Annotated in this window: 18 protein-coding genes and 5 pseudogenes; 18 read left to right on the forward strand and 5 right to left on the reverse strand. The window is 60.0% G+C overall.

Annotated features, from left to right (window positions below; genetic code table 11):
- Positions 1–5: 5 nt before the first annotated feature.
- From B5526_RS04930 to B5526_RS04945, 4 genes are all read left to right on the forward strand, one after another.
- Complete coding sequence (locus B5526_RS04930) at positions 6–1,247, forward strand: cytochrome P450 (RefSeq protein WP_079537192.1); 1,242 nt, start codon at positions 6–8, stop codon at positions 1,245–1,247.
- Between the two features lie 108 nt (positions 1,248–1,355).
- Positions 1,356–2,633 carry an MFS transporter gene (locus B5526_RS04935; protein WP_244562197.1) on the forward strand — a complete coding sequence of 426 codons (1,278 nt, stop codon included), beginning with the start codon at positions 1,356–1,358 and terminating at the stop codon, positions 2,631–2,633.
- A 133-nt stretch (positions 2,634–2,766) separates the two neighbouring features.
- Positions 2,767–3,870, forward strand: coding sequence for an efflux RND transporter periplasmic adaptor subunit (locus B5526_RS04940; protein WP_079537194.1), 1,104 nt, complete (start codon positions 2,767–2,769; stop codon positions 3,868–3,870).
- A gap of 4 nt (positions 3,871–3,874) precedes the next feature.
- A complete protein-coding gene (locus B5526_RS04945) occupies positions 3,875–7,030 on the forward strand; it encodes an efflux RND transporter permease subunit (RefSeq protein ID WP_079537195.1) in 3,156 nt (1,051 codons plus the stop codon).
- 75 nt (positions 7,031–7,105) lie between these two features.
- Here B5526_RS04945 and B5526_RS04950 read toward each other — a convergent pair whose 3' ends face one another.
- Complete coding sequence (locus B5526_RS04950) at positions 7,106–10,072, reverse strand: bifunctional [glutamine synthetase] adenylyltransferase/[glutamine synthetase]-adenylyl-L-tyrosine phosphorylase (protein WP_079537196.1); 2,967 nt, start codon at positions 10,070–10,072, stop codon at positions 7,106–7,108.
- Entirely contained in the window at positions 10,069–11,535 is a 1,467-nt protein-coding gene (locus B5526_RS04955; protein WP_079537197.1) for a sensor histidine kinase, read from the reverse strand. Before B5526_RS04955 ends, B5526_RS04950 begins: the two co-directional genes overlap by 4 nt.
- 256 nt (positions 11,536–11,791) lie before the next feature.
- Here B5526_RS04955 and B5526_RS04960 point away from each other — a divergent pair, with 256 nt between their 5' ends.
- From B5526_RS04960 to B5526_RS39695, 5 genes are all read left to right on the forward strand, one after another.
- Positions 11,792–13,054, forward strand: a complete 1,263-nt coding sequence (locus tag B5526_RS04960; RefSeq protein WP_172841972.1) for a tyrosine-type recombinase/integrase — start codon at positions 11,792–11,794, stop codon at positions 13,052–13,054.
- Between the two features lie 342 nt (positions 13,055–13,396).
- The gene (locus B5526_RS04965) at positions 13,397–13,915 is read left to right on the forward strand and encodes a hypothetical protein (protein ID WP_154071133.1); all 519 of its coding nucleotides are present in this window, start codon (positions 13,397–13,399) and stop codon (positions 13,913–13,915) included.
- An 883-nt stretch (positions 13,916–14,798) separates the two neighbouring features.
- A complete protein-coding gene (locus B5526_RS04970; RefSeq protein WP_079537200.1) occupies positions 14,799–15,011 on the forward strand; it encodes a hypothetical protein in 213 nt (70 codons plus the stop codon).
- Positions 14,971–15,465: a DUF305 domain-containing protein gene (locus B5526_RS04975; protein WP_197688414.1), complete on the forward strand. Its 495-nt coding sequence runs from the start codon at positions 14,971–14,973 to the stop codon at positions 15,463–15,465. Before B5526_RS04970 ends, B5526_RS04975 begins: the two co-directional genes overlap by 41 nt.
- A 134-nt stretch (positions 15,466–15,599) precedes the next feature.
- The gene (locus B5526_RS39695) at positions 15,600–15,893 is read left to right on the forward strand and encodes a hypothetical protein (protein ID WP_079537201.1); all 294 of its coding nucleotides are present in this window, start codon (positions 15,600–15,602) and stop codon (positions 15,891–15,893) included.
- Between the two features lie 69 nt (positions 15,894–15,962).
- On the opposite strand, the pseudogene B5526_RS04985 reads toward B5526_RS39695, so the two are convergent.
- Positions 15,963–16,091, reverse strand: a pseudogene (locus tag B5526_RS04985) (IS3 family transposase); the annotation flags it as partial.
- Between the two features lie 714 nt (positions 16,092–16,805).
- Positions 16,806–17,702, reverse strand: a complete 897-nt coding sequence (locus B5526_RS04990; RefSeq protein WP_079537202.1) for a LysR family transcriptional regulator — start codon at positions 17,700–17,702, stop codon at positions 16,806–16,808.
- A gap of 172 nt (positions 17,703–17,874) precedes the next feature.
- Between B5526_RS04990 and B5526_RS04995 the strand changes: the two genes are divergently transcribed.
- From B5526_RS04995 to B5526_RS38615, 3 genes and pseudogenes are all read left to right on the forward strand, one after another.
- Positions 17,875–19,458, forward strand: coding sequence for a tetratricopeptide repeat protein (locus B5526_RS04995; protein WP_079537203.1), 1,584 nt, complete (start codon positions 17,875–17,877; stop codon positions 19,456–19,458).
- A 32-nt stretch (positions 19,459–19,490) separates the two neighbouring features.
- A complete protein-coding gene (locus tag B5526_RS37385; protein ID WP_154071134.1) occupies positions 19,491–19,868 on the forward strand; it encodes a hypothetical protein in 378 nt (125 codons plus the stop codon).
- 557 nt (positions 19,869–20,425) lie between these two features.
- Positions 20,426–20,620 (forward strand): annotated as a pseudogene (locus B5526_RS38615) (IS5/IS1182 family transposase); the annotation flags it as partial.
- Between the two features lie 419 nt (positions 20,621–21,039).
- On the opposite strand, the pseudogene B5526_RS05005 reads toward B5526_RS38615, so the two are convergent.
- Positions 21,040–21,537, reverse strand: a pseudogene (locus tag B5526_RS05005) (methyltransferase); the annotation flags it as partial.
- 480 nt (positions 21,538–22,017) lie between these two features.
- On the opposite strand from B5526_RS05005, the gene B5526_RS05010 reads away from it, so the two are divergent.
- The 6 genes and pseudogenes from B5526_RS05010 to B5526_RS05035 form a co-directional block, all read left to right on the forward strand.
- Positions 22,018–22,290: a chorismate mutase gene (locus B5526_RS05010; protein ID WP_079544703.1), complete on the forward strand. Its 273-nt coding sequence runs from the start codon at positions 22,018–22,020 to the stop codon at positions 22,288–22,290.
- A 340-nt stretch (positions 22,291–22,630) separates the two neighbouring features.
- A complete protein-coding gene (locus B5526_RS05015; protein ID WP_079537205.1) occupies positions 22,631–23,563 on the forward strand; it encodes a helix-turn-helix domain-containing protein in 933 nt (310 codons plus the stop codon).
- Positions 23,564–23,968: 405 nt separating this feature from the next.
- Positions 23,969–24,373 carry an ester cyclase gene (locus B5526_RS05020; RefSeq protein ID WP_079537206.1) on the forward strand — a complete coding sequence of 135 codons (405 nt, stop codon included), beginning with the start codon at positions 23,969–23,971 and terminating at the stop codon, positions 24,371–24,373.
- A 210-nt stretch (positions 24,374–24,583) separates the two neighbouring features.
- The gene (locus tag B5526_RS05025; RefSeq protein WP_079537207.1) at positions 24,584–25,450 is read left to right on the forward strand and encodes an alpha/beta fold hydrolase; all 867 of its coding nucleotides are present in this window, start codon (positions 24,584–24,586) and stop codon (positions 25,448–25,450) included.
- 129 nt (positions 25,451–25,579) lie between these two features.
- A pseudogene (locus tag B5526_RS05030) lies at positions 25,580–25,723 on the forward strand (thiamine pyrophosphate-binding protein); the annotation flags it as partial.
- Between the two features lie 179 nt (positions 25,724–25,902).
- Positions 25,903–26,418 (forward strand): annotated as a pseudogene (locus B5526_RS05035) (IS630 family transposase); the annotation flags it as partial.
- Between the last annotated feature and the right edge of the window lie 116 nt (positions 26,419–26,534).

Consider the following 26,534-nt stretch of genomic DNA (forward strand, 5'->3'; position numbering starts at 1 on the left):
TCCGCATGACCACGCAAACCGTTCAATCTGCGAAAGCCAATGCGGCCGATATCCCACTCGATCAGATCGACGTCAGCGATCCGCAACTGTTTCAGGACGGAACCATCTGGCCGTATTTCGAGCGATTGCGCCGCGAGGATCCCGTTCACTATTGCGGGAAAAGCGCGTTCGGACCCTATTGGTCGATCACCAAGTATAAAGACATCATGCAGGTCGACACCAATCACGCCGTGTTTTCCTCGGAAGGCGGCATATCCATCCTGGATCGACCCGAAGAGTTTCGAACACCCAATTTCATTTCGATGGATCCGCCGAAGCATGACGAGCAGCGCAAGACGGTGAGCCCGATCGTCGCGCCCGGTAACCTGGCCAAGCTTGAGCACCTCATTCGCACCCGAGCTTGCGCCATTCTCGACTCTCTGCCCGTTAACGAGACGTTCGACTGGGTGGACCGCGTGTCCATCGAACTGACCACCCAGATGTTGGCGACGCTGTTCGATTTTCCGTTGCGAGATCGACGCTTACTTACCTACTGGTCCGACGCGGCGACAGCTCCTATTGGCCCCGGGGGAATGTTCAACTCCGAAGAGGCCCGCTTGGCCGAGTTGAAGAACTGCCTGGAGTATTTTACCAAGCTTTGGAACGAGCGGATAAACGCTGAGCCAAGAAGCGATCTTATTTCAATGCTGGCGCACTCGCCCGCGACCAGAAACATGGGACCGAAGGAGTTTCTCGGGAATCTAATTCTCCTGATCGTGGGCGGCAACGACACCACGCGAAATTCCATTACCGGTGGCGTGCTGTTCCTGAACGAAAACCCGGATCAGTACCAAAGGCTGCGCGACGACCCCGGCCTCATCAGCAACATGGTGTCGGAAATCATCCGCTATCAGACGCCGCTTGCGCACATGCGGCGCACGGCTCTTGCCGATACGGAAATTGGAGGCAAGCAGATCAAGAAAGGGGCGAAGGTCGTCATGTGGTACATTTCCGGGAACCGCGACGACGAGGTGATCGACAACCCGAACAAGTTCATGATCGATCGTCCGCGCGCGCGACAGCATCTGTCGTTCGGCTTCGGGATTCATCGGTGCGTGGGAAATAGACTCGCGGAATTGCAGTTGAAAATCCTGTGGGAAGAAGCCCTGAAGCGCTATCCTACGATCGAGGTCGTCGGCGAGCCCGAACGTGTCTATTCCAGCTTCGTCCACGGATACCGGTCTCTCCCAGTACGCATCCCGGCCTGACGAGACCCCCGATGCGCCGTACATCCATGACGCGACTTCGGCAACGTTAGCAATCACGAAGCGGGGAGCAAATACATGAGCAGGCAGAGACCGTCAAAGTACGCCTGGGTGATCGTGCTGCTTCTATTTCTGTTTATGCTGATCAACTTCGCGGACAAGGCGGTGATCGGGCTTGCCGCGGAACCTATCATGAAGGAATTGGAATTGACGCCGAGCCAATTCGGCCTCGTCGGTTCCAGTTTCTTCTTTCTGTATGCGGTGTCCGGGGTCATCACAGGCTTCGTCGTCAATCGTATTCAGACCCGCTGGGCGCTGCTTGCGATGGGACTGATCTGGGCGCTTACCCAATTTCCCATGGTCGGCTCGGTCGGCTTCACAACGTTGATTGCCTGCCGTGTGCTGCTCGGCGCCGGTGAAGGGCCGGCATATCCTGTGGCGCTGCACTCGGCCTACAAGTGGTTTCCCAACGAACTGCGCACCTTGCCTACCGCCATGGTCTCCCAGGGCGCGAGCATCGGGGTGGTCCTGGCGCTGCCCGCGCTCAACTATCTCATTGTGCGTTATTCCTGGCACTGGGCTTTCGCAGCGCTGGGGTTGACCGGCCTGGTCTGGGCGCTGGCATGGCTGGCGCTCGGACGCGAAGGCACCCTCAATGAAACGCCAACGCCGACCGAGGGACGATCGTTCGGACGGATTCCCTACCGACGCCTTTTGCTCAATCCCACCGTATTCGCGGCATGCGCATCGGGCTTCGGCGCCTATTGGGGTCTGTCGCTCATGATCGCGTGGTTACCGCACTATTTGATTAGAGGTCTCGGATATACCCAACAACAGACCGGGTGGCTCAGCACCCTGCCATGGGTATGCAATGTTTTTATCGTCATCGGAGCTGGCTGGCTTTCGCAAAACCTGCTCGCACGGAATTATTCAAGCCTCGTCGCTCGCAGTTTGATTGGCGGCGGCGCGGTCGCCTTGGGAGGGATTGCCTTGATTGCCATGCCGCACGTCGAAGCGCCCATGCTGAACCTGGCACTCCTTGTGTTCGGGATTTCAGTCCCTTCGGTGATTTATGTCCTCAGTCCGGCGATTGTCAGCGAGTTCACGCCGGTGTCACAGCGTGGCGCGATGTTGACGATCATCACCGCGGTGTCGACATCAGCGGGTCTGCTGGCACCCTATGTCATGGGAAGAATTATCGAGAATGGCGCCACTGCTTCCGAGGGCTTCCATCGCGGCTTCCTGATCTGCGGCTTCGTAAGCCTTATTGGAGGCCTGATCGGCATGGCATTTCTGCGCCCCGAGGCTGAGGCCGCACGGTTTGCCGCCGCCGACGCGGCTGCAGCAGCAACGCGAAATCGCCTGATCAACGCCGAATTAGCCTTGTGAGGGGACGGAGCAGCCAAAGCCTGCATCGACTCCCGTGATTGGCAGATATAGTCTGTCAATATTCCAGCCGCACCCGGGCAGCGACCGATAACGCGGGATCACAAAGAAGCAAGAACTGTACAGGGAGGCCGCAATGCGAACCGCAATTTGCACGGTATTCATCGTTTGCGGATTTGTGGCCCCGGCTGCTGCACAACAGGCCCCACCCGCCACTATTCCGGTCGGCGTCGTCAAGGCCGAGCACAAGTCCATCGAGAAGACACTCGATTTTGTCGGGCGCGTCGAAGCGGTCAACCGCGTCGAGATCAGGGCGCGCGTCCAGGGCTTCCTGGAAGCAGTGCTGTTCAAGGAAGGTGACCCGATCAAGGAGGGCGACGCTCTCTATCGCATCGAGAAAGGATTGTTCCAGGCGGCGGTCGAGCAGGCCGAAGGCGCCTTGGTACGCAGCAAGGCTTCGAAAACGCTGACCGAGGCGCAGCTCGCGCGGGCGGAGGACTTGCTGGCAAAGAACGCGGGAACGACCGTTGCACGGGATCAGGCGTTTGCCGCGGACGAGCAGGCAAAAGGCCAAATCCTCAGCGACGAAGCCAGCCTGCAGACCGCCAAAATCAATCTTGGCTACACCGACATCGTCGCGCCGGTTTCCGGACGGATCGGCCGCACCAACATCACCAAGGGCAATGTTGTCGGCCCCGACAGCGGCCCACTCACTGTCGTCGTGAGCCAGGAGCCGATGTATGTGACATTTCCGGTGAGCCAGCGCGATTTTCTGCGCTCGCGGGAGGAGGCTCACCAGATCGACCTCAAGGCGATCAAGGCCAAGCTTCGCTTTGCCGACGGCAAGACCTACGACCAAACCGGCCAGATCAATTTTGTCGACGTCACGGTCGATCGCGCCACCGATACCGTGCTGGTGCGCGCCACTTTCCCTAATCCGGCCGGCGGACTGATCGACGGCCAGCTCGTGCGTGTGACGCTGGAAAGCGGCACCCCTCAGGAAATGGTGGTCGTCCCACAATCGGCCCTGATCGCCGACCAGGAAGGCGTCTATGTCTTCGTGGTCGAGGACGGCAAGGCCGTCGTGAAACGGATCAAGCCCGGCGGTGAGAGCGGAACCGATGCTGTCGTGCAGGAAGGTCTGTCCGGAAACGAGCAGGTCATCGTCGAAGGATTGCAGGGGGTACGCCCGGGAATACCGGTCAAGGCCAGCCCGCTGACGACGCTCAAAAGGAGCTGATCCGATGTTCTCCGCCATCTTCGTCGATCGGCCGCGGCTCGCCATCGTGATTGCCATCGTGACGACCATCGCCGGATTCCTGGCACTGTTTTCGATCCCGATTGCGCAATATCCCGACATCGTCCCACCCCAGGTCTCGGTCACGACCTTCTATCCGGGAGCCAACTCCGCCGTTGTCGATGCGACCGTCGCACAACCGATCGAGGCGCAAGTCGTCGGCGTCGACAAGATGATTTACATGAAGAGCGTGAGCGGCGATGACGGCAGCTACACGCTGACCTGCTCGTTCGAGCTCGGCACCGACCCTGACATCAACGCCGTCAACGTCAACAACCGCGTCCAGGTCGCCTTGTCCAAGCTGCCACAAGATGTCCAGCGCCAGGGGGTCACGGTCAAGAAGAAGTCTTCGGCGCTGCTCGGCGTGATCGCGGTGTACTCGCCGAAGCATACGCACGACCCGTTGTTCATCTCGAACTACGTCACCATCAACCTGCTCGACCCCGTCAAGAACACGGCGGGCGTTGGCGACGCGTATTTATGGGGCCCGCAGGATTACGCGATGCGGGCCTGGGTGCGGACCGACCGGCTGACCGGGCTCAACCTGACGACCGGCGACATCATCAATGCGATCCAGTCGCAGAACATCCAGGCCGCCGTCGGGCGTATCGGCGCGCGGCCGATTTCGGACGATCAGCAGCTACAGCTCAACATTCAGACCAAGGGCCGCCTGGACTCGCCCGAGGAATTCGCCAACATCGTCGTGCGCACCAATCCCGACGGCTCCGTGCTGCGCCTGAGCGACGTCGCGAGGCTGGAACTGGGCGCCGCCAACCTCGACCGGGAGACGAGGTTCAACGGCGGACCCGCGGCAGTGGTGGCAGTTTTCCAGTCGCCGGGCGCCAATGCCATCGCAACCCTCAAGGCAGTGCGCGAGCGCTTTACCGAGCTGGAAACGCGATTTCCCGACGATCTCGCCTGGAAGGTCACCTACGATCCGACAACCTTCGTCACCGATACCATACACGAGGTTCAGAAGACGCTGCTCGAGGCATTCGTCCTTGTCGTCATCGTGGTCTTTCTGTTCCTGGGGAGCGTGCGGGCCACCTTGATCCCGATGTTTGCGGTGCCGGTCAGCCTGGTCGGCACCTTCATCGTGCTCAAGGCGATCGGCTATTCCGCCAATACGGTCTCACTTCTCGCGATCGTGCTGGCCATCGGCATCGTCGTCGACGATGCCATCGTGGTGGTCGAGAATGTCGAACGGGTGATGGAGGAGCATCCGGAGCTTTCCCCCGGCGATGCGACCAAGCTGGCAATGGGGGAGATCATTGCTCCCATCATCGCGATCACGCTGGTGCTGCTTTCGGTGTTCGTGCCGGTGGCATTCATCCCCGGCATATCCGGCGAGCTTTTCCGGCAGTTCGCGGTCACGGTCGCGGTCTCGATGTTTCTCTCCGCGATCAACGCGCTCACTCTGTCTCCCGCGCTGTGCGGGGTGTTGCTGCGTCCGCATCACGGACCACGTCGCGGCGTGATGGGATCGGTGATGCGCTCCATCGACCGCGTGCGCGACGCCTACGGGACCGCGGTTGCCCGCATCGTCCGGATATCGGTTATCGGATTGGCCGTTGTCGCGGTTTGCGGTTTCGGCGTCGTGGGCCTGGCGAAAATCACCCCGACGGGCTTCTTGCCTGAAGATGATCAGGGCGCGCTGTTTGTCGTCGCGCAATTGCCGGGCGGCGCGTCGGTCGAACGGACTTCGGAGGTGATCCGCCAGGCTGAAGCCATCGTGAAAGACGAGCCGGCTGTCGCCGACTATACGTCAGCGATCGGATTGAACTTCATCGACAATTACTCGCAGTCGAACGCCGCGTTCATGGTGTTGTCGTTCAAGCCCTTCGACGAGCGCAAGGACGCTTCGCTCGGGGCGCAAGAGGTCATCAAGCGACTTGGTGCCAAGTTCCGCCAGATCCAGGGCGGAACCGTCGTACCCCTCGCGCCGCCGCCGATCGTCGGTCTTGGCACGGGGGGTGGATTCACTTATGTGCTGCAAGATCTCCGCGGCGGCGACCCGAAGGCGCTCGCGCAGGTCGTCCGCGGGCTCATGGTTGCCGCCAACCAGGATCCGCGACTGAACCGCGTGTTCAGCACGTTCTCGGCAACGAACCCGTCGATTTACCTCGACATCGATCGCGACAAGGCACAGATCCTTGGCGTGCCCTTGAGTGCCGTCTTCCAGGCGCTGCAAGCGTCGCTTGGAGGATATTTCGTCAACAACATGAACCTGTACGGCCGTACCTGGCAGGTGCAGGTCCAGGCCGAGGCGGCCGACCGGACCAGTATCGACGACATCTATCGGATCAACGTCCGCAACAGCAAAGAACAGATGATCCCGCTCCGGAGTCTGGTGGAAGTTCGCGTCGTTGTCGGTCCGCCGTCGCTGATCCGTTACAACAATCTCCGCGCCGTGACCGTTCAGGGAGCCCCCGCGCCCGGCGTCTCGTCCGGGCAGGCGCTCAAGGCCATGGAAGAGGTGGCCGCGCGCACCCTTCCCCCGGGCTTCGCGGGCGAATGGACCGACACTGCGTTCCAGGAAAAACGTGCCGAGGGCAAGACCGGCACGATCCTCGGATTTGCGGTGCTGTTTGCATATCTCTTTCTGGTTGGACTGTATGAAAGCTGGACCATTCCGGTGCCAGTGCTGCTCTCGGTCTCGGTTGGCATTCTCGGATCGTTCGTCGCGATCGTCCTCGGCCATTTGACACTCGATCTCTATGGGCAAATCGGCATCATCGTGCTGATCGGGCTTGCCGCCAAGAACGGCATTCTGATCGTCGAATTTGCGAAGGAGAAGCGTGAGCACGGGGTACCGTTGCTCGAGGCCGCAACTGAAGGAGCGAGGCAGCGCTTCCGTCCCGTGATGATGACGTCTTTCGCCTTCATCCTTGGTCTTCTTCCTCTGGTAGTTGCAGTCGGCGCCTCCCAGCTCGCCCGACGCAACGTCGGAACCCCAGTGTTCGGCGGCATGATCTTCGCCTCGTTCATCGGCGTCTTCGTCATCCCGCCGCTTTACGTCGTCTTCCAGATGGTTCGCGAACGGATCAGACCGTCGATCCGTCCTGAAAAAGCGGCTGAGCCCAGCGCTGGCGCGGCGGAATAATGCACGTACCGCGCCACGATCTTGAGGATCGAGCCTTTTTAGTCGGTCCTTTCCGACGAACCGGCGATCGAAGCGCTACTCCCGCCCCTCGATCAAATTGCGAAACACCCGCCGCACTTCGCCCTGCGTCTCCTTGACCCGCGCCTCGAGCGAGGAAAAGTCCGGCGCGTCGCCGGCACGCGCCATCACCCGCAGCAGGTCTTCGCCGGCCGTTTCCGGCTTGAACCTGTCGATCACGCAGAGCCGCAAGATCTGGGTGAGATCATGATAGAGATGCGCCGCCGCGCGCAATATTTCGGCTGATGCTTGCGGCAGCACGCCGAGCCGCGCGGCGTTGTCGAGCACGTGCAGCGTCGAGACGTCGAGGATATCCGGCTTCTCGGCGGCGTGGACGAGCTGCAGATATTGCGCGATGAAATCGATATCGACCACGCCGCCGGCGGCATATTTCAGGTCCCAGATTTCCTTGTCGCCCTTCTCCAGCGCGACCGCGCGGCGCATCTCTTTGACGTCCTTGGCAACCGCGGCGGCGGAGCGCGGCCGCGTCAGCACCTTGCGGATGATGTTCTCGATTTTGGCGCGAAACTCGGGCGAGGATGAAATCACCCGCGCCCGCGTCAGCGCCATATGCTCCCAGGTCCAGGCCTCCCGTTCCTGATACTCGGCAAACGACGTGACATGCGAGGCGACAGGTCCCGCCCGCCCGGAGGGGCGCAGCCGCATGTCGACTTCGTAGAGCACGCCGTAATTGGTCCGCGTCGTGAACGCGCTGATCAGCCGCTGCGTGAAGCGCGCGAAATAATGCGCGCCGTGCAGCGGCCGCGCGCCGTCGGAGTCTGGCCGCTCAGGATCGAAATCATAGAGCAGGATCAGATCGAGATCGGAGGACGCCGTCATCTCGCGGCTGCCGAGCCGGCCCATCGCCAGGATCGCGGTCTCCTGGCCCTTGATCTCGCCATGCTGGGCCGCGAAGCGTTCCGTCACCAGGGCATGCACGGTATGGACGATGCCCTCGGCGACGTCGGCGAAGGCGGTCGAGGCCTGCTGGGCCGAAACAGTGCCGGACAGGATGCGCGTGCCGATCAAAAACAGGCTCTCCTGACCGAATAGTCGCAGCCGGTCGAGGAATTCCTCGTAGGAATACGCATCCGCGAGAGTCGCGGCGAGCCGGGTGGACAATTCGCGCCGGTCCGGCATCGCGCCGAAGAAACGCGGATCGATCAGGCCGTCCATGATCTGTGGCTGACGAGCCAGCATATCGCCGAGCCGAGGTGCGGAGCCGAGAATGAGGGCGACCAGCGCGACCAGTTCGCGGTTCTGGCTGAGCAGCGAGATCAGCCGGCCTCCGCGCTGCAGCGCCCCGAGGAAACGGTCGAACGCCGCCACCGCATTGTCGGGGTCTTCGGCGTCCGCAAGCCCCGCGATCAACGCCGGCACGAACTCGACAAAGGCGTTGCGCGTCGTCTCCATCCGGAACACGCGATAGTCGCCGGTGAGCCATTGCCGCACGGTCTCCGCCACCATGATCGGCTTCTTGAAGCCGAGGCTGGCGAGATGTTCGAGCAGCCGCGGATCGTCGGGACCTGCGCCGTAATCGGCCAGCGGCAATTGCGCGGTGCCGGTCGGATCGCCTTCGAACAGTTTTGCGTAATGGCCCTGCACGATGTTGAGATGGCCGAGCAGATCGTGAGCGAAGGCGGCGCGGTTCTCGTAACCGAGAAAGTGGGCAAAACGCTCTACCGCCTCCATTTCCTCGGGCAGCGTATGGGTCTGCTCGTCGGCGACCATCTGCAGCCGGTGCTCGAGGCGCCGCAGGAATAAATAGGCCGCCGTCAGCTCGTCGCGCGCGGCAAAGGTGATCCAGTTGCTCGACGCCAGCACGTTCAACGCTTCCAGCGTCGGCCGCACCCGCAATTCCGGATGCCGGCCGCCGGCGATCAATTGCTGAGTTTGGGCAAAAAATTCGATCTCGCGGATGCCGCCGCGGCCGACCTTGACATTGTGGCCCTCGACCGCGGTCTCGCTCTGGCCGCGAAAGGTCTGCATCTGCCGCTTCATGTCGTGAACGTCGGCCAGCGCCGCGAAATCCAGATGCTTGCGCCAGACAAAGGGCGCGATGTCGGAAACCAGCTTTTCGCCGGCATCGGCGTCGCCGGCACAGGGCCGCGCCTTGATCATGGCCGCGCGTTCCCAGGTCCGCCCTTCCCGCTCGTAATAATGCAGCGCCGCCTCGGTCGAGATCGCGACCTGCGTCGAGGACGGATCGGGCCGCAGTCGCAGATCGACGCGAAACACGTAACCGTCGCCGGTGCGCTGCTGCAGCAACCGCGCCAGGGTTTGCGTGACGCGGACGAAGAACGGCTGCGGCTCGATATCGGGTGCGAGCGTCGGCGCCCTCGAATCGAAGAATACGATGAGATCGATGTCGCTGGAAAAATTCAATTCGCCGGCGCCCATCTTGCCCATGGCGAGCACGACGAGGCCGCTATTGTCCTCGGGCGCGTCCGGGTTCGGCGGCGACAGCCGTCCGCGCGCGACTTCCTGCCGTAAGGCGAAACGCAGCGCCGCCTGCACCGCGGCGACCGCGAGTTCCGTCAGCTTAGCCGTCACGGCCATCACCGGCCAGACGCCGCCGATGTCGCACAGCGCAATCAACAGCGCCGCCTCGGATTTCATGCGGCGAAGCAGTTGCATCGCGTCGGCTTCGCTCGATGCAGCGGCTACGACGCGGCCTGTGTTCTCGATCAGTTGCGCCAGATAAGGCTCGGGATCGCATTGCAGCAACCGGGGCGCGCGCGCGGCATCGGCACGGATGAGATCGGACAGATAGGGCGAGGCTTCCACGATGCCCAACAGAATGCGCTTGGCACGGGGAAAGCTGTCGCAGACATCGCCGATCGCGGCCGCCTGCTCCGATCCGAGATCGGTCAGCCAGTCCTTGAGGTGCTGCTCGGCTTTGTCGGGCGCGGACACATGCGGGCCGTCCACGAACCGCGCGGCCAGACATTGTCGGTCCGCGCCGCCCTTCGCGGATGAGATCATGCGGCCTTCTGTGGCACATCCGACGTTTGAGCCGCAAGCCTGTCACCGGCGCCCGCCAGCGCCGGAATGACCAGTGTGGCGGCAAGGCCTGGGTTTGCATCGCCGAGCCGCAGCTCGCCGCCATGCAGGGTCGCCACCGCCGAGGCCAGGCTCAATCCAAGCCCGGAACCCGGCTGGGTACGGCTCGCCTCGAGCCGCACGAACCGCTCCACCGCGTGTTTGCGGTCGGCTTGCGGAATGCCCGGCCCGTGGTCGGTGACGCTGAGCAATACGGAATCGCCCTCGCGCCGGGCCTCGATCAGGATTTCCTTGGCACCAGCGACCGCATCGGCGCCGAGCGGCTGCGCCACTGGGGCCGGCTTGCCGTATTTGATGGCGTTCTCGACCAGGTTGGCGAGCGCCTGGCTGATCAATTCGCGGTTGCCGCGCAGCCGTGTCGGCACGGTCTTGACGTGCAAGGTCATGCCGTCGTCTTCCGCCAGCGGCTCGTAGAGTTCATAAATGCCGTTGGCGACGTCGGCGGCGTCGAAATCGTCCATGTTGCCGCGCGCCTGCCCGGACTCGGCGCGCGCGATCATCAACAGCGCATTGAAGGTGCGAATCAGGCCATCGGATTCCTCTATTGTCCGTTCCAGCGCCGAACGGTACTCGGCCTCGCTGCCGGATCTCGCCAGCGCCTCCTCGGCGCGGTTGCGCAGTCGCGTCAGCGGCGTCTTGAGATCATGGGCGATGTTGTCGGAAACCTCCTTCAGGCCCATCATCAGGGCTTCGATCCGCTCCAGCATGGCGTTGAGATTTTCCGCCAGACGATCGAGTTCGTCGCCGCTGCGCCCGACCGGCAGCCGCCCGGAGAGATCGCCGGCCATGATGCGCTGGGTGGTGCCGGTCATGGCGTCGATCCGGCGCAACACCCGCCGCGCCACGAAGACGCCACCGCCAAGGCCGAGCACGACGACGATCAAGATCGACCATTGCGCCGCCTTCGCGACAATACCGAACAGCCGCCGCCGCTCCTCCAGGTCGCGCCCGATCAAGAGGCGAAAACCGCCGCTCAATTCGCTGACCCGCACCAGCGCACGATGGTCGGCCGCGTCCTGCTCGTCGAGCCGCCGGTAGGCGGTCTCCGACCAGCCGGTGGTCGCCATCACGCCCGGCGCCAGCGAACCGACATTGCCGGCGATGGCCTGCCCGTTCGGCGCGGTCACGAGGTAAAGATTGGCGCCGGGCCGCAACGCCCGGTTCTCGATCGTCAAAACCAGGCCGTGCAGTCCGCGGCGGCCGAAAATATCCGAGACCTCGCCGGTTTCAGCGTTCACCGTGGTGGCGATTTGCTCGGTGATCAGCCGGCGCGTGTTCCAGGCGAAATAGCCCAGCAGCGAAGCGGCAAACAACGCAAACAAAAACAGATAGACCAGCGTCAACCGGAACGCGGTGGTTCGGATCAGCTTACCGAATGCCGTCACGGATCATGTATCCATTTTGGACGCATCACCGGCTATCGTCCGCTGCCGTCGGTTAGTGAAAATCATCTTATTTCCCATAGTATTAGCTGCATTACCTGTCGTCTAACGTCACCCGCTATCGTCTGTACGCGGGCTGGAACTGGTAGAAAACTGGTAGTTGGACGGCGTCTTCCTTTCCAAATGATCCGTGACGGTAATAAACCCACAAATGTCCGGGGCCTTCAACCACCCCGGCATGCATGTGGGAGACTTTAAAGTGCCACTCAACAGCACCCAAGTTAAAACGAAGCAACCCGGAACCCACGCCGATGGCGGAGGTCTGTACCTTGTTGTCCGGGAGAGCGGCGAACGGGTCTGGGCCTTTCGCTTCACTGCACCGGACGGCAAGCGGGCCACGATGGAGTTCGCCGGGGTCGGCGACAAGGAAGGCCAGCTCGGCTTGACCGAGGCGCGCGACCAGGCGCGCGCATATCGCCTCGCACTCAAAAAGAATGGCATCGACCCGCGGCACAAGAAGAAGATCGACGCTAAGGGCGGCAAGAGCTTCAAGGAATACTGGGGCGAAAAAGCCCCTGGCTGGTGCGTTGGAAAACACCGCGACGAGCTGAAGTCATGGGAACGGTCCCTTCGTGACATTCCGATCTTGCACGATCTCAAGCTCCACGAGATCGACACGCCGCAAGTGATCGAGGCGCTGAAAGGTATCTGGTGGGAGAAGCCGATCACGGCTAACCGGACGCGCGAGCGTATCGAGAAGGTCCTCGATGCGGCCAAGGTCGAGAAGTATCGCGCAGGAGAAAATCCGGCTGCGTGGCGCGGCAATCTAAAACTCGTCCTCCCCTCCGCTCGGAAGCTAAACAAGAAGCGCGGCCATGCGTCCGTCCCCTACGCCAAGGCACCGGCGCTGATGGTCGAGCTGCACAATGACCCCGGCCGAGTCGCGCGCTGCGTTGAGGTCGGCATCCTGACGGTGACGCGCAGCCAGGAAATCCGCCTGATGGAATGGGACGAGATCAACTTCGACAAAAAGACGTGGCTGATCCCGGCCGACAAGATGAAAATAAAAGGGGATGGAGAGGAGAAGCCCAAGGACCACCTGGTCCCGCTGACAGATCAGGCCATTGCGATCATCAAGTCGATGCCGCGGCTTGGGCGTTATGTGTTCCCCTCAGACCATGCCATCGAGCATCAGCCCTTCTTTCCGAACGCACTGACCAACTGCATCAAGCGTGCGGGATTTGCTTTCACGATGCACGGCATGCGGACCACGTTCCGCAATTGGGGCGCCGACAGCAAGGAGCACAATTTCCGCCGCGAAGTGCTGGAGTTCTGTCTCTCACATCGTGTCGGCGATGAAGCCGAGCTCTCTTACTGGGACAGCGACATGATCGACAGGCGCCGCGTCGTGATGGAGGCGTGGTCGAGATTCATGAAGCCGAATGTAAAACTGAAATCTACCCGCACCGGTCGTGTCGTGCCCGTCCCCGACGGGCGGCGACCGCGCGCCCGACTACGATAAAGCCGAGTTTACCCGCGAGCTTTAACTAAGGACCAAAGCAAAACCCCACCGTCTGCGAAACGGCGGGGCTGCCTTAAAAAATAGAGCCGGATCATCACTCCGAGCTCGCCACCAAAGTCAGACGGCATGGAGGTGCCGCAAGACATGACCAACAATATACAGCCGCCGGCGCTACCGCGCAAGAGTCGCTACCCCATCACGTCATTCCGAGATCGCGTCGTCAGGGTCGATCCGAACGATCCCATCGCGGTCTCAAAGGCACGGTCCGCGATTGCCGATCGGTACGCTGCAATGAGTCGGCGTCGGTATGGGGCTCGGCCTACATCGTCCGGTATCCACTGGATGGCCGCCAAGCGCATCAACGAACTCGAGCGCTACCTCTCTCATCGATACGGTCACCACCTGCCGGACGATGACGCCGGCCGCGAGGATCTCGTGATCCTGGCAAATCATGTTGCCCAGAACCGCCATGATCCCCGCGCGAAAATCCTTGGCTTCATTCGCAGATGGGCGCCCTGGATGGTGGCGACTGAGGCCGAGGCGCTCGCCGACAAGGTCCTGAAGAAGCCCCGTAGATACAGGGCCAAGACGCTCGGAGGCCTGCTGCGCCTTGCAGAGGACGAACGAATCAACCTCAACATCGAAACAATTCGCCCCTTCGGTAGGACCGATGCGGACATGGTTGAGGACAAGAAGCGCAAGGACCGGGAGCGGAAGGCAGCCGGCCGGGCGGCAAATAGGTCTGGTCGCCCCCGTGGGCGACCGAAATCGGAGGGGGGCTCCAAGCCGTGGGAGACCTCTGGCATGTTGGCGACACTCGACTGCGCGACCTCAAACCCGAGCTTGAGCAGCTCACCGTGAATGCGCGGCGCTCCCCAAAGCGGATTTTCAACGCTCATCCGCCGGATCAGCGCGCGCAATTCTATCTCGATTCGCGGGCGCCCTCCCCGCGAGTTCGATTTCCAACGCCAATAGCGACGAAAGCCGGCCCGATGCCACCGCACCAGCGTTTCAGGTTGGACAATCGTAACGACCTTCAGGATCGATGGAAACCATCGATACATCTGGACGAGGAACCAGCGGTCGTTGTTGGTAAGCTGAGCTCGACCCCTCACCCTACGCCGCAAGACGATCAGCTGATGTCGGAGCACCGCATTCTCCGCCTCAAGCCTGCTCTTCGACTTGAACGGCGAGACCAGCACGGCCAGAAGAAACCAAATCAGCGCGATCATCGCGCCAATTTAGCCGATTCTGTTACCTGATAAATCAGGATAAGGTTTTCGGTACACACAGGGGCAATTGCTTGGCAATTATTGGATGCACCACGGAGCATTTGACATGCCCGCATATTTGGTCCGCACGATTGACAGCATGACCTGGTCGGAGTTTTCGCCGCAACAAGCATTGTCGACTTAGTCGTTTTAGTCGACGAGGCTGTCGATGCTGACAAATGCGAATATCAACGGTTGGCATCCGGGGATATTATGTGGACCGGCCCAGCCGTCGCTATACCAATTGAAGGCGCGGGCGGAGACGACGAAGAAATCAGCGAAGCTAAAATCTCTTGGGAAGGCGCCCGCTTCACGGAAAGCTGGAGTAATGTTGTGCACGGCTTCGCAACTGTTTGCAACTTTGCTCCGAACTTCACGACGCGGTCACGTTCTGCTCACCTCTCAACTTTGTGAACTTGCAGCCGTGTGAACGTACCCACATCCATCCAGAGCTGGGTGCGTGTGGAGGCGATATGGTTAGCAAAGAATATTTGGAAACCGCGCGGACCTTGCTCCGTGCTGCCCAAAACATGACTGACCCAAAGATTGCGGGTCAGCTTAAGGCGCTTGCCGACGACTACGAGCGTCGAGCTGAGCAAGCCTCGCACGCTGATATGGCCAAGGCATTGGCTCGGTCGGCCGCCCATGCTGAACATGAACGCGAGGGAATTGATCGTTTATTGTGACGGAGGTCAAATGTGGCTTTGTTGCACTCGTCCAATCAAGCGGCTCATCCCGCTGGCGACGACAGTATCGATGATCTTGGCGACTCCCATTGCCTTGGCACAGGACCAAACAACACAGCGCCGCGTCGCCCCTGCCCCCATCGACAGCAGCGAGCAGCACTTCATAATCGAACACGACCTTGCCATAAGCAAAATGAGCCTGAGTATGTTGGTCGGTCCAACAGGCGACGTCGATCACGATTTCGTTGCGGCAATGATGCCCCACCATCAGGGCGCGATCGATATAGCTCGCGCCGAGCTCAAATACGGCCACAATGACGAGCTTCGGCGTTTGGCTCAGAACATCATCGCGCAACGAGAGCGCGAGATATCGGCAATGCGTGGCGCTGTTGGAGAGGCGCGGCCCCTGCAGACCAGTGATACGGCGGCACCGGAATCCAAACAGCGTCCGTAGCCCGCGCAAAGTTATGGGCACGGAAACCGCACTTGAGCGCAACCTGAATAACTGAGGTGTCCTCGGAAGATTGCTCTAGCATTCGACGATGAGAGAGGACCTTCTTCCCTATCTACGATGAGAGAGGACCAACCATGATGACGACCAGACTGGCGATTGCCGTGCTCGTGACTGTGGCGTTGGCGGGTGCGCCCTTTGCTGCGGAAGGGAGGAAATACAAGCACATCAGGCACTATATCTCGACAATGCAATCCGATACTTATGGGACGTCCGGAATGTCGACAACGCGATCCGGAACTTATGGGACATCCGGAACTTCTGTTGGAACTGTCACCGCTCCGTCAGTGGGGTCGTACTACTGGCCTTCGGTAGGCGTGACAAACGCAGTCCCCACCTGGAGCAACACTACTCCTCCCGTTCGCAGGTAAAGGGAAATGCCAACACGCCTCGCGGGATCCCTCGGATGGGTGGCAACCGGTGGCCCATCCATAGTCGGCGGATTGGAAGCCCGACCGGGACACGCCCAATCCATCGCATAGCCATGCCACCGGCCAGATGGTCCGGTGCTTCGCGATGAAGACGAACTTCATGTCGCTTCCTTCGCGGAGAAGGCTGTGGCCTTTTTTAGGATATCCCGCATGACCCACCTCCAGCTTCATGAAACACCTAAACTCGGTGTCCATCAAACCGGCAGCAGCTCACCCCTCTTGGTTTTATCGGAGCTGTTCGTCGATCATCCTTTTCACTGTCGCACTTGATGAGCCTGTGCGCTCTTCCGAGGGATGCAACCTAGGACAATCGAGATCAACCGCTCAATTGAACGTAGGTAAATGTCGGGCATTAAAAGGGGGCACGGAACTATACGAAGGTCTGCCCTTAACCGGCTTCGCCCGGACCGCGCTCAAATGCCTTAGATGCCGAACGAAGGCGGATATCTGAGGAATTGCAGAGTGCCCCCTGCTCCGGAGGCAGTCGCGTTGCATATCGGAGTGTACACGTCGACGCTCGTCAGGTTTCACGCTTAAGATCCGAAGGAAGCTTACTCCAAGCCGCTTGAATCGCCTGTCTTGGACCGACCTCGCGATCTCAACGCAACGCGCAGCAGTAAGCGACACGGCAGCAATCATTGAGGCAAACTCGTTATTCATTCTTTGCGTCAGTTCAAGTAGTTGTTCTCCAAAGTTGCGAATGGCCGCTTTGCGCCAAAACCGGCCGTCCCCACAAGGATGCGATTGACCCCTAACGGGCATCAGGCCCTTTCAAAAAGTGACGAGCCGTTTGCGCATTGCCTGGATGGTCGTGGGTACACAAGAACACGCGAGCCAATTCGATGCTGTTCGTCAATCAAATCTCGTTTGGCGTAGCTTTTCGACGCATTCATCGACGAAGGCATGCATCCTGTTCGATAGAAGAGTCGAGTGGGTGTAGACGACATGCACAGGAATTGGCTCCGGCTCGAATTGTTCCAGGACATATTTGAGTCGGCCGCTTTTTCGGAGGGGCGCGACTTGGTAGGAAAGAAACATGCCGAGACCCAACCCATCGATGCAGGCGCTCAATGAGCTGTCGATCTCGTTGCAGCTGACCCTGCTGATAATTGGAATCGAGACATTGCGCCGCCCAACTCTGAAATGCCATTCGCTTCGCGGAGCCAAACCCGTGTGTCTAACGCAGCGGTGTTTCCTGATATCGTCTGGCACTTTTGGAATGCCATTCGAGCGCAGATATTGCTGAGTTGCGCAAATGACACGACGTACCTGGCCGACGGGGATAGCGACGAGGGAAGAGTCCTTGAGATGCGCGATCCGAACCGCGACATCCACATGCTCCTCGTCCAGATTTAAGACACGATCGCCAAATCGCAGATCGATGTTCACTTTTGGATGACGACGCAGAAAATCATTAACGACCGGGGCCACATAGCGTCGGCCAAACAAGACGGAAGCGCCTACAGTCAGATTTCCCCGCAGTTCCGCTTCGCGCGAGATCAGAGTTTCTTCAGCCTCGTGCGTGGCAGACAGAATGACGCGACAACGGTCGAGATATAGCGCGCCCTCCTCGGTGAGGCGGATCCGACGCGTGGTGCGATGGAGCAACTTCACGCCGAGATGGCGCTCCAGCGACGCGAGGATCCGAACCACGGTCGGCAAGGAGGTGTCGAGGGCGCTCGCGGCCCCGGTCAGGCTGCCCTTCTCGACGATCCGCACAAACGTTTCCATCGCATCGAACTTGTCCATGAGGACATTATTACTTCATTTTTTGGAGTAGTCGATTGCATCGAGCACTATTTATTCAGGCAGAGGAAGTTGCGATAGTGGCTGCCAACCGCCGGCCGACGGCTGTATCCAACAGAGGGTCCGCATGAGCTGCGGCCCCCTGCGGCATTATGCCTAGACAGGGAACCCGATCATGATCAGGACGCGTCTGACAACAATCGCCGTCGTCGCTATGGCAGCGGCGTTTGCGCAATCAGCCTTGGCGGCGGCCCCGGAAGCTCTGGGCAAGGTCCACTTCCAGACTTCGTGCAAACCCGATGCGCAGCAGGATTTCGACCAGGCGATGCTGTACCAGCACTCGTTCTGGTATCGGGCTTCGCAGAAGTCCTTCGAGGACGCGCTCAAGGCCGATCCCGAATGTGCCATCGCCTATTGGGGCATCGCGCTGAGCCTATTGTACAATCCGCATGTCGCGCCGCCCGTCAAAAACCTCGCGGAGGGCGCTGCTGCGCTTGAAAAGGGCAAAGCCCTGGGTGCGAAGACGCAGCGCGAGCGCGACTATATCGATGCGCTCGGCGCCATGTACGCCGACTACGACAAGGTCGACCATCGCACACGCGTCTTGGCCTACCTCAAGGCCATGGAACAACTGGCGCAGCGCTACCCCGATGATGACGAAGCGCAGATCTATTACGCGCTCGCCCTCAATGTCGCCGCTTCACCCGCCGACAAAACCTATACCAATCAACTCAAGGGGGCGGCAATCTTGGAAAAAATCTGGACGCGTCAGCCGGAGCATCCGGGAATAGCCCATTATCTGATACACCTTTACGATACGCCGGCGCTCGCCGAGAAGGGGCTCGCGGCGGCGCGCCGCTACGCCAAGGTGGCGCCGGCCGCGGCGCACGCGCAGCACATGCCGTCGCACATTTTCACCCGGCTCGGCTACTGGCAGGAGTCGATTGCTTCCAACATCGAATCGGGGCGCGTTGCGAAGGAAGCTGGAGATTTCCACGATCAGCTGCATTCGATGGACTATCTGGTCTATGCCTATCTGCAGCTCGGGCAGGATGGGAAAGCTAAGGCCGTCATCGACGACATGACGAAGGTCACCGGCTTTACCGAGACTTTCCTTCCCGCGCCATATGCGCTGGCTGTTTCGCCGGCCCGCTACGCAATGGAGCGCGGCGACTGGAAGGCCGCAGCGGAGCTGCAGGTCCGCCCCAGCCCGCTCGCGAATGTGCAAGCGATCACGTATTTCGCGCGCGCGCTCGGCGCGGCCCGTTCCGGCAATCCCGAGGCCGCCAAGATCGACATCGCCAAGCTCGCCGAGCTGCGGGACAAGCTCCGTGATGGAAAAGACGGCTATTGGTCGGAACAGGTTGATATTCAACGGCAGGTCGCGACCGCCTGGGTCCTTTACGCCGAGGGCAAGCGCGACGACGCGCTGAACGCGATGAGCGCCGCTGCCGATGCCGAAGACAAGACCGAGAAGCATCCGGTGACACCGGGCGTGCCCAGGCCGGCCCGCGAACTCTACGGCGTCATGCTGCTTGACAGCGGCAATGCCAAGGAAGCGCTCATCGCCTTCGAAGCGACACTCAAGAAGGAGCCGAACCGGTTGGGCGCCTATGCGGGAGCAGCGACATCGGCCGAAAAGGCGGGAGACAAGGCCAAGGCCAGGGAGTATTACGAGAAGATTGTCGCGATTGCCGATGGCGCGGATGGTAGCCGAACCGAAATTTCCGACGCACGCGCCTATCTGAATAAACTCTAAGTGGCGCGCGACGGAAGATGAGGGAGCCATCAGTGAGAGCGCTTCTTCTGTCGATCGGGTTGGTCGCAATTTTTGCGCCGGCGCACGCCCAATCGCTCGAAATCGTCGGATACTCAGGTTATCTTGGCGAGTGGGAGTTGACGGCCACCGTTACGGAAACTGCTCCCGGCCGAAAAGGATATTCCGGTCCATTGACAATGAAGCATGTCGGTCTGTGCACTCAGGATGGCCCCGAGGAGAGGACCGGTGAAATGCATCTCGAGTTATCGGCTTCATCGTCCAGATTGGACGCAACATTGTCGGTTGCCGGGGTCGAATGCAGTTACAGCGGACGATTGTCGGATTTTTACACCGGCACTTTGGCCTGCCCCGATCGAGAAGCGGTTCCGCTGAAACTGTGGGTTAAATAGTCATGCCGACACGTAGCGCCGCGTCGCGGTCTCGCAGCGAAGCAGCCGGAGAAACCAGGCGCCTCGGGATCTGAATTGTTGCCGGCCATCGTCGCTGCAATTTGGAAACTCTACTTGCTTCGCCGACGTTCGCGCTCAACGTGTACTTACATAATCATTTGCGCGTGCCGGCAAGGCCGCTGTTGCTGCGATGTATGTGTTTGCTTGTGGGGCACTTTTCGGACCTCGCCGTCTTGGCGTATGTCCGCTTCGCGCCAATAGCGGTCGTCCCGACAAGGACGCCATTGACCCTGGCTGCGTGAAAACGAGCTGTCTGCTATGATTCGCTTGGCGATTTGCCGGGGGCAATTCATGAAGCGCTTCGTTGAGGGTGCCGATCGCGGACAAACGACGCTGGTGTGAATAAGCACCGAAGTGGGACCCCGGGCTACGTGAGGGCCAGCCCATTGATCTAGTTAGTGAACTTGGCGGACAACCGGGGTCCCGATCGGCGCCGATGCGGACCCCACCCCGAACGAATTTCCTCGTGCTACATCAAAGCATTGCGGTCATCTGAGTTGGGGTCCCGCTTCGGTGCTTATTCACAGCTGGTGCCGGAATGCCTTGATGAATGGGTCGAGGAGAGCAATTCCGTTCGTGTGGTGGATTCCTTTGTCGACGCGCTCGATCTGGCGGATCTCGGCTTCGAAGGCATCGAGCCCGCAGCGACAGGCCGGCCTGCCTACCACCCGTCGGTTCTTCTGAAGCTTTTCGGCGCGAAGGGATTCGTGAGTGTCGCTATTGCGCGAAGATGGATTGGTCGGGCACGTCTTCCAGCAGATGGACGAACAAATCACCGAATGGTCCGTAACTATCGACGAAGATTGAGGCGACGTCAAAAAATGCGAAGCGCACCAAGTATGCCTCGCCCTGGCACTGTGCTTTGAATTTTTTCAAACCACAGGTCGAGCGTGAAGTGCGGGTAGATGTTACTCAGCACAGCGATATTGGGCCGCCTTGTGGCGTACCCTCCTCGGTCGAGATGAGTGCCCCATCGACCAGCCGATCGCGAAGATGGCACCGCAGAGCAGCACCAAGGTCGTAAACCGTATGGACGCTCTCCGCACATCCGACTGCGGAATGGCTCCTGCCGGCACAGGCAGCTCAGGCCCGTCCACTCGCGCGTCCTTGCTTAAGCAGCGACGGCCTCGATCAGCGAGAAGGGCGTGGCGGACGGCGTAATGCTAGTGAACCGGAAGTCCGCCGTCTCAAGCAGGATCTTGTACTCCTCCAGCGTGCGCTCCCGGGATCCCAGCACTGCCAGCATCGTCAGATCAACCTGGGTGGCATAGGGCGGCGGGTCGACGTCGGGCAAGACCATCTCGATCAGCACCACCCGACCACTCGGCTTGATAGCGCCCCGGCAGTTGCGCAGGATCGAAACGCACTCGTCATCTTTCCAGTCGTGTAGGATGTGCTTGAGAAGGTATAGGTCCGCCGCTGGCACCTTGGCGAAGAAGTCCCCGCCGATGATCGATAGCCGCTCTTGCAGACCGAGCGCCTCCGCCGCCTTGGTGGCTTCCGCCGCGTTCTCCGGCAGGTCCAGTACCCCGCCGCGCAGCACAGGATTTTGTTTCATAAGGGCGTGGATCAAGGCTCCACTTGCGCCGCCGACATCCACGGCGAAGCGGAATTGGACGAGACACGCCTACGTGAAACGCGTAGGCGTCTTAGTCACGAAGTCGATCGAAAATGTAGGAAAACGAGAACCTTTTATTTTCGTCCGTAACGTTCAATTTTCAGGTTCTGAATCATGATATCTCGATAGACGGAAGAACTGGTTTACTTCTGCTGAACGGCGCTTTGCCAAGAACGCCGATTTCGGCGAAGCGATGGGAGGCAGTCGAAGCTCAACTCAACGGCCAAGAGGTAAAACTCATCATTTTTTGACTAGGCTCAATCGCGCAAAGTGCTGTCAACTCGGTTGATTGCTACGACTGCAACAAAAAAGAATGTGATTGAGACACTTTTGTAATTTTTTCAACCCATAAAATGACGCCGCATCGAATAGTTGTGAGCTGTGTTCACGTAAGTACACTTGTTTGGAGCAATCGTGTCGCCGATCAAAGAGTCAGATGATAAGCTGGCAGATGTCGGTGCCTCCGCCGCCATGGCCGAGCTTCAAGACATACGCGACAGTATCGACAATATAGATGCCTCAATCATCCACATGTTGGCGGAGCGCTTCCGGTGTACCCAGAAGGTTGGAGTCTTGAAGGCTCGGCACCACTTGCCGCCGTCTGACCCCGGCAGAGAGGACAAGCAAGTCACCCGTCTCCGCCAACTTGCGTCTGCTGCTAAACTTGATCCAGAGTTTGCGGAAAAGTTTCTTGCCTTTGTCATTCGTGAAGTCATTCGGCATCATGAAGCTGCCAGGCGCTGACGCATTGAACGCTCGATTATTCACTTGTTCTCGGCCAGAGATCCCGCGGACTGTCGGCGCTGACGAACTTGCACTGATGAAACCTGCGGCATGGTTTGGTCACGTCGCGTGGTCCCATCGTCGACGACAGCTGTGTGTACCGAAAACTTTATCTGAGTTGATGACCTGATGGAATCGCCTATGCTGGCGGTGTGATCGGGCTGCTCTGTTTCGTTCCGGCCGTGCTGGCCTCGCCATTCAAGTGGAAGTTGCGACTTGACGCTGAGAACGCCGTGCGTCGAGATTTGCCTTCCAGTAGGGGCCGAGGTGCCCTCCGCGTGCTAGGTTATTGGGGAACAGCATGACCGGTAACGCAGCGTATGTTCACTGTCCTGTGCTGTTGGCGCTTGCCGGCGCGCATGGTCATGAACCCATTCATTCAGCGCTCGAGGTAACATTCAATCAATCTGGACGGATTGCCTGGAAAGGGGCCAACGCCAATGGTTACCAAATCCGATCGATGGTCGGGGAAGTGGACGTGATGATCACTTCGACCATACTGTATTTCATATGGAACTCGGGCTACATCGAAGCCGAGGCACAGTCCGGCCGTAAGGTCATCGCCATCGAAGACAGGCCCACATTTGCCTACGTTCTTCCGCCTGGCACTCACGTCGGATTTCGGCTGAAAGAGGTCGGTCAAAATCGACAATTGTCTGTCGAGTTGGAGCGGGACTTTCTTTTGGGCGCCGCAGGTTTTGAACATCCTGCGAGCTTCGACATCGGCGAAACCTGGGACTACAAGGATCCGCTGAGCTGGCAGCTGGCTGGTGTGATCTATGACGAGTGCATCAGCCGTGCGCCGCAAGGCACTCTTTACACCGAGACCGCGGCCACGCTCTTGGCCATGCATCTCGTCCGCAATCTCTCGACTGCCACTCGCCTGAAGGAGATCCGTCGCGGGGGGCTTCCGCCGTCGCTGCTTCGTCGTGCGTGTGACTATATGATGAGCCGCTTAGGGGACGATATCTCGCTGCAGGAAGTGGCGGCGAGCGTACAGCTCTCGACAGGCCATTTCTCAACTGCATTCAAACAGTCATTGGATGTAGCGCCACATGCGTGGTTGCGCCGTCAGCGGATCGAGCGGGCAAAGACACTATTTCATGATCCCGATTTGGATCTGGCCCAGATCGCGATGATCTTGGGCTATGCCAACCAGAGTTCATTCGGTGTCGCGTTCAAGAGAGAAACCGGCCTCACGCCAATGCAATGGCGAGTGCGCGAAGCCATCTGACGATTTCCGTAAACTCGGACACTCATCGTCCGCAAGTCGCTCGCTCCCTTCCGCTGTTCTTCTTCGATCTTGTTCGCGCGCGTTCACGAGCGAACTGATCGGGACTATCATTTCATCGACGTCCCTGACGAAATTCCGAAGTTTCTGACGAGACCGCGAACATCGGCGATCTGTATATCATGGACGCCGCCAGCGTTAGCGCGGCGGCGACTTAGGTGCAACGCAACTATGGACGACTGCGATCAACAACGCCGGCGTCCTTCTCAGCCGCCCGGTGTTAGAAGTCACGGAGGCCGAAATGCGCGCAACCTCCAACGTCTTCGGCACAACCGTTGAGTCCGGCTAACGCGGACCTTCGCTTGCCCTGAGCTGCAGACACTCTTCACTGACATCAAGGACACCACCATGGCAACCGATCTTGAAACTAACAAGGCTACTGTGCGCCAGTTCTTTGGCGCGGTTGAACGCCGCGATTTTAAGGAATTCGACCAGATCGTCGTCGAAAACTACGCTCATAACATCCAGGACATGCCCATAGGGCGTGAGAGTTTGAAGGGCTACTTCTCGGCCTTATGCGGGGCGATCCCGGATCTGACGATGCCGATCCTGGATCTCATTTCCGAAGGCGACACCGTCATGGTGAGGAACCGGGTCCGAGGCACGCACCAAGGCGACTTCGGTCCACTGAAGGCGACTGGAAAGACATTCGATATCGCTGCATTCCACCTCTACCGCCTGAAGGGGGGCCGATTGGCCGAGCACTTTGAGGTGGTGGATATGGCGGCGCTGCAAGCGCATCTGCGCAGCTGAAACCGATGGTCGTACACATCGATTTTGCACTGGCGCCGTGCAGACGGAGCGCGGTAGCCGTCTGGCTGCGATCGCTAAAGTGGGTGAATCAAAGGCAACCGAACGTCAGTTATCGCCTTCACCGCTCGGCGAAGAACCTATGGTGAGCGGATTTCCTTCCCGGATGGCGTTCGACAAAGTGAAGCACTTTAGGAAAGAGGAGCGAAGGTTATGGTGACGAAATCGACTACACACCACCGATGTGTGGCGAACGGCATCAAGTTCCACTATGCCGAGGCTGGTGAGGGGCCGCCGGTTGTCCTCCTGCATGGTTTTCCTGAGACTTCCTATGCTTGGCGGTATCAGATCGAGGCCTTGAAAACGCGCTACCGGCTGATCGTGCCGGACCTGCGTGGATACGGCGCGACGGACAAGGCGCCTACCGGCTACGACAAGCGTACCATGGCGAACGACATTCGCGCCCTGATGGCGAACCTCGGCATCGAGCGGGCGGCGATCGTCGCCCACGATCGCGGAGCGCGGGTTGGTCTGCGGCTCGCCAAGGATCATCCCGATGCCGTCGCCCGCTTCGCGGCGCTGGATAACATTCCCACGCGCTTTCTCTTTGGGAGCATGAACGCCCGGGTTGCGCAGGCGAGTTGGTTTTTCTTTTTTCAGGGCGTCCGGGATTTGCCCGAAGCGCTCATCCAGGGTCGGGAGGAGCTCTGGCTCCGCTATATCCTGACCAGTTGGACCTATGACCCGGGAGCCCTCAGCGACGCCGACATCGCCACCTACGTCCACGCCTATGCGCAACCGGGCGGGCTGCGCGGCGCATTCGAGGACTATCGGGCCTGGCGAGAAGACATTGCGCAGGATGAAGAGGATAAGGACGTCAAACTTCGCTGCCCTACCCTCGCTTTGTGGGGAAGCGAGTTCGTGGCGGCGAAGATGGTCGACATGCTCGAACTCTGGCGCGGCTTCGCGGAGGACCTCACCACGGTGCCGATTGCTCAGGCTGGACACCTCCCGCACGAAGAGCGGCCGGCAGAGGTTAACGCGGCGCTCGCGGCCTTCCTCGCGCCGTGGCAGGGCTGACGGCGGGCGCGGAATCCACACGAGCGACGCTCCTTTAAGGACAGTCATGCCCGAGACCGGAACACGGCGCGCACCCCTGGCGCCCGGTACATCAAACATCTGATGGAGAGCACAGTATAACCGAGACGGCTGCACATTTATTGCTGCGACGCTGGAGCAGGCATCTACGGCGTCGTCAGCGATTCGCTCAACGGCTTCACCGACGCGCTACGTGTGCGCGGCAAAATCGAATGGGTGCATGTCCGGCACGAGGAGACAGCGGCATTCGCAGCGGACGCGGACTGACATCTCGGACCTTGTAGGCGAACTGGCCCCAAAGCTATTGGCACTTGGCTTGACTCTACCGCCTTCATTGCTCGCCCGCACCGACGAGGTGATCGAATGACTAGTCATCTGGAACTCAAGTTCGTCGCATTATAAAGTAGCGCTCGAAACCTTGGAGGAGAGCGCTTGTGGCGAATGCAGGTGTGAGAGGCCGGCCGATCGAGCCGTTGGTGCTGAGTGCGCAGGAGCGGGCGTACTTGGAGAGACAGGTTCGTCGTCACCGTGTTGCCCGGTCGCTATCTGAGCGGTGCCGCGCGATCCTGCGATGTGCGGACGGCTTGCCAAGCAAATCTGTGGCTGCCGAACTCGGCATCCACGAACACACCGTTGGCAAGTGGCGCCGCCGGTTTTTGAAAGATCGCTGTGATGGCCTGCTCGACGAGGCCCGCCCTGGCCGCCCTCGAACCATCAACGACGATCAGGTTGCTGCCGTGATTGAGCGGACGTTGCGCACGACGCCGGTCGACGCGACGCACTGGTCGATCCGCTCGATGGCTGCGGAAACTGGCTTTTCCCACACCACGATCCGTCGAATGTGGGCGGCGTTCGGCTTGCAGCCACACCGTAGCCAGACATTCAAGTTGTCGAGCGATCCGCTGTTCGTCGACAAGGTACGCGATATCGTCGGCCTCTACCTGTCCCCAGCAACTGGGTGATTGATGCGAGGGCTGTACGCAATGGCGACTGCCAGTTCGATGACATCTGCGCAGTTACCTGTCCCGGAGGCGCGATATGCACGTAGCGGAGATTTCAGCATCAC

This window comes from Bradyrhizobium lablabi (assembly GCF_900141755.1).
Lineage (GTDB): Bacteria > Pseudomonadota > Alphaproteobacteria > Rhizobiales > Xanthobacteraceae > Bradyrhizobium > Bradyrhizobium lablabi_A.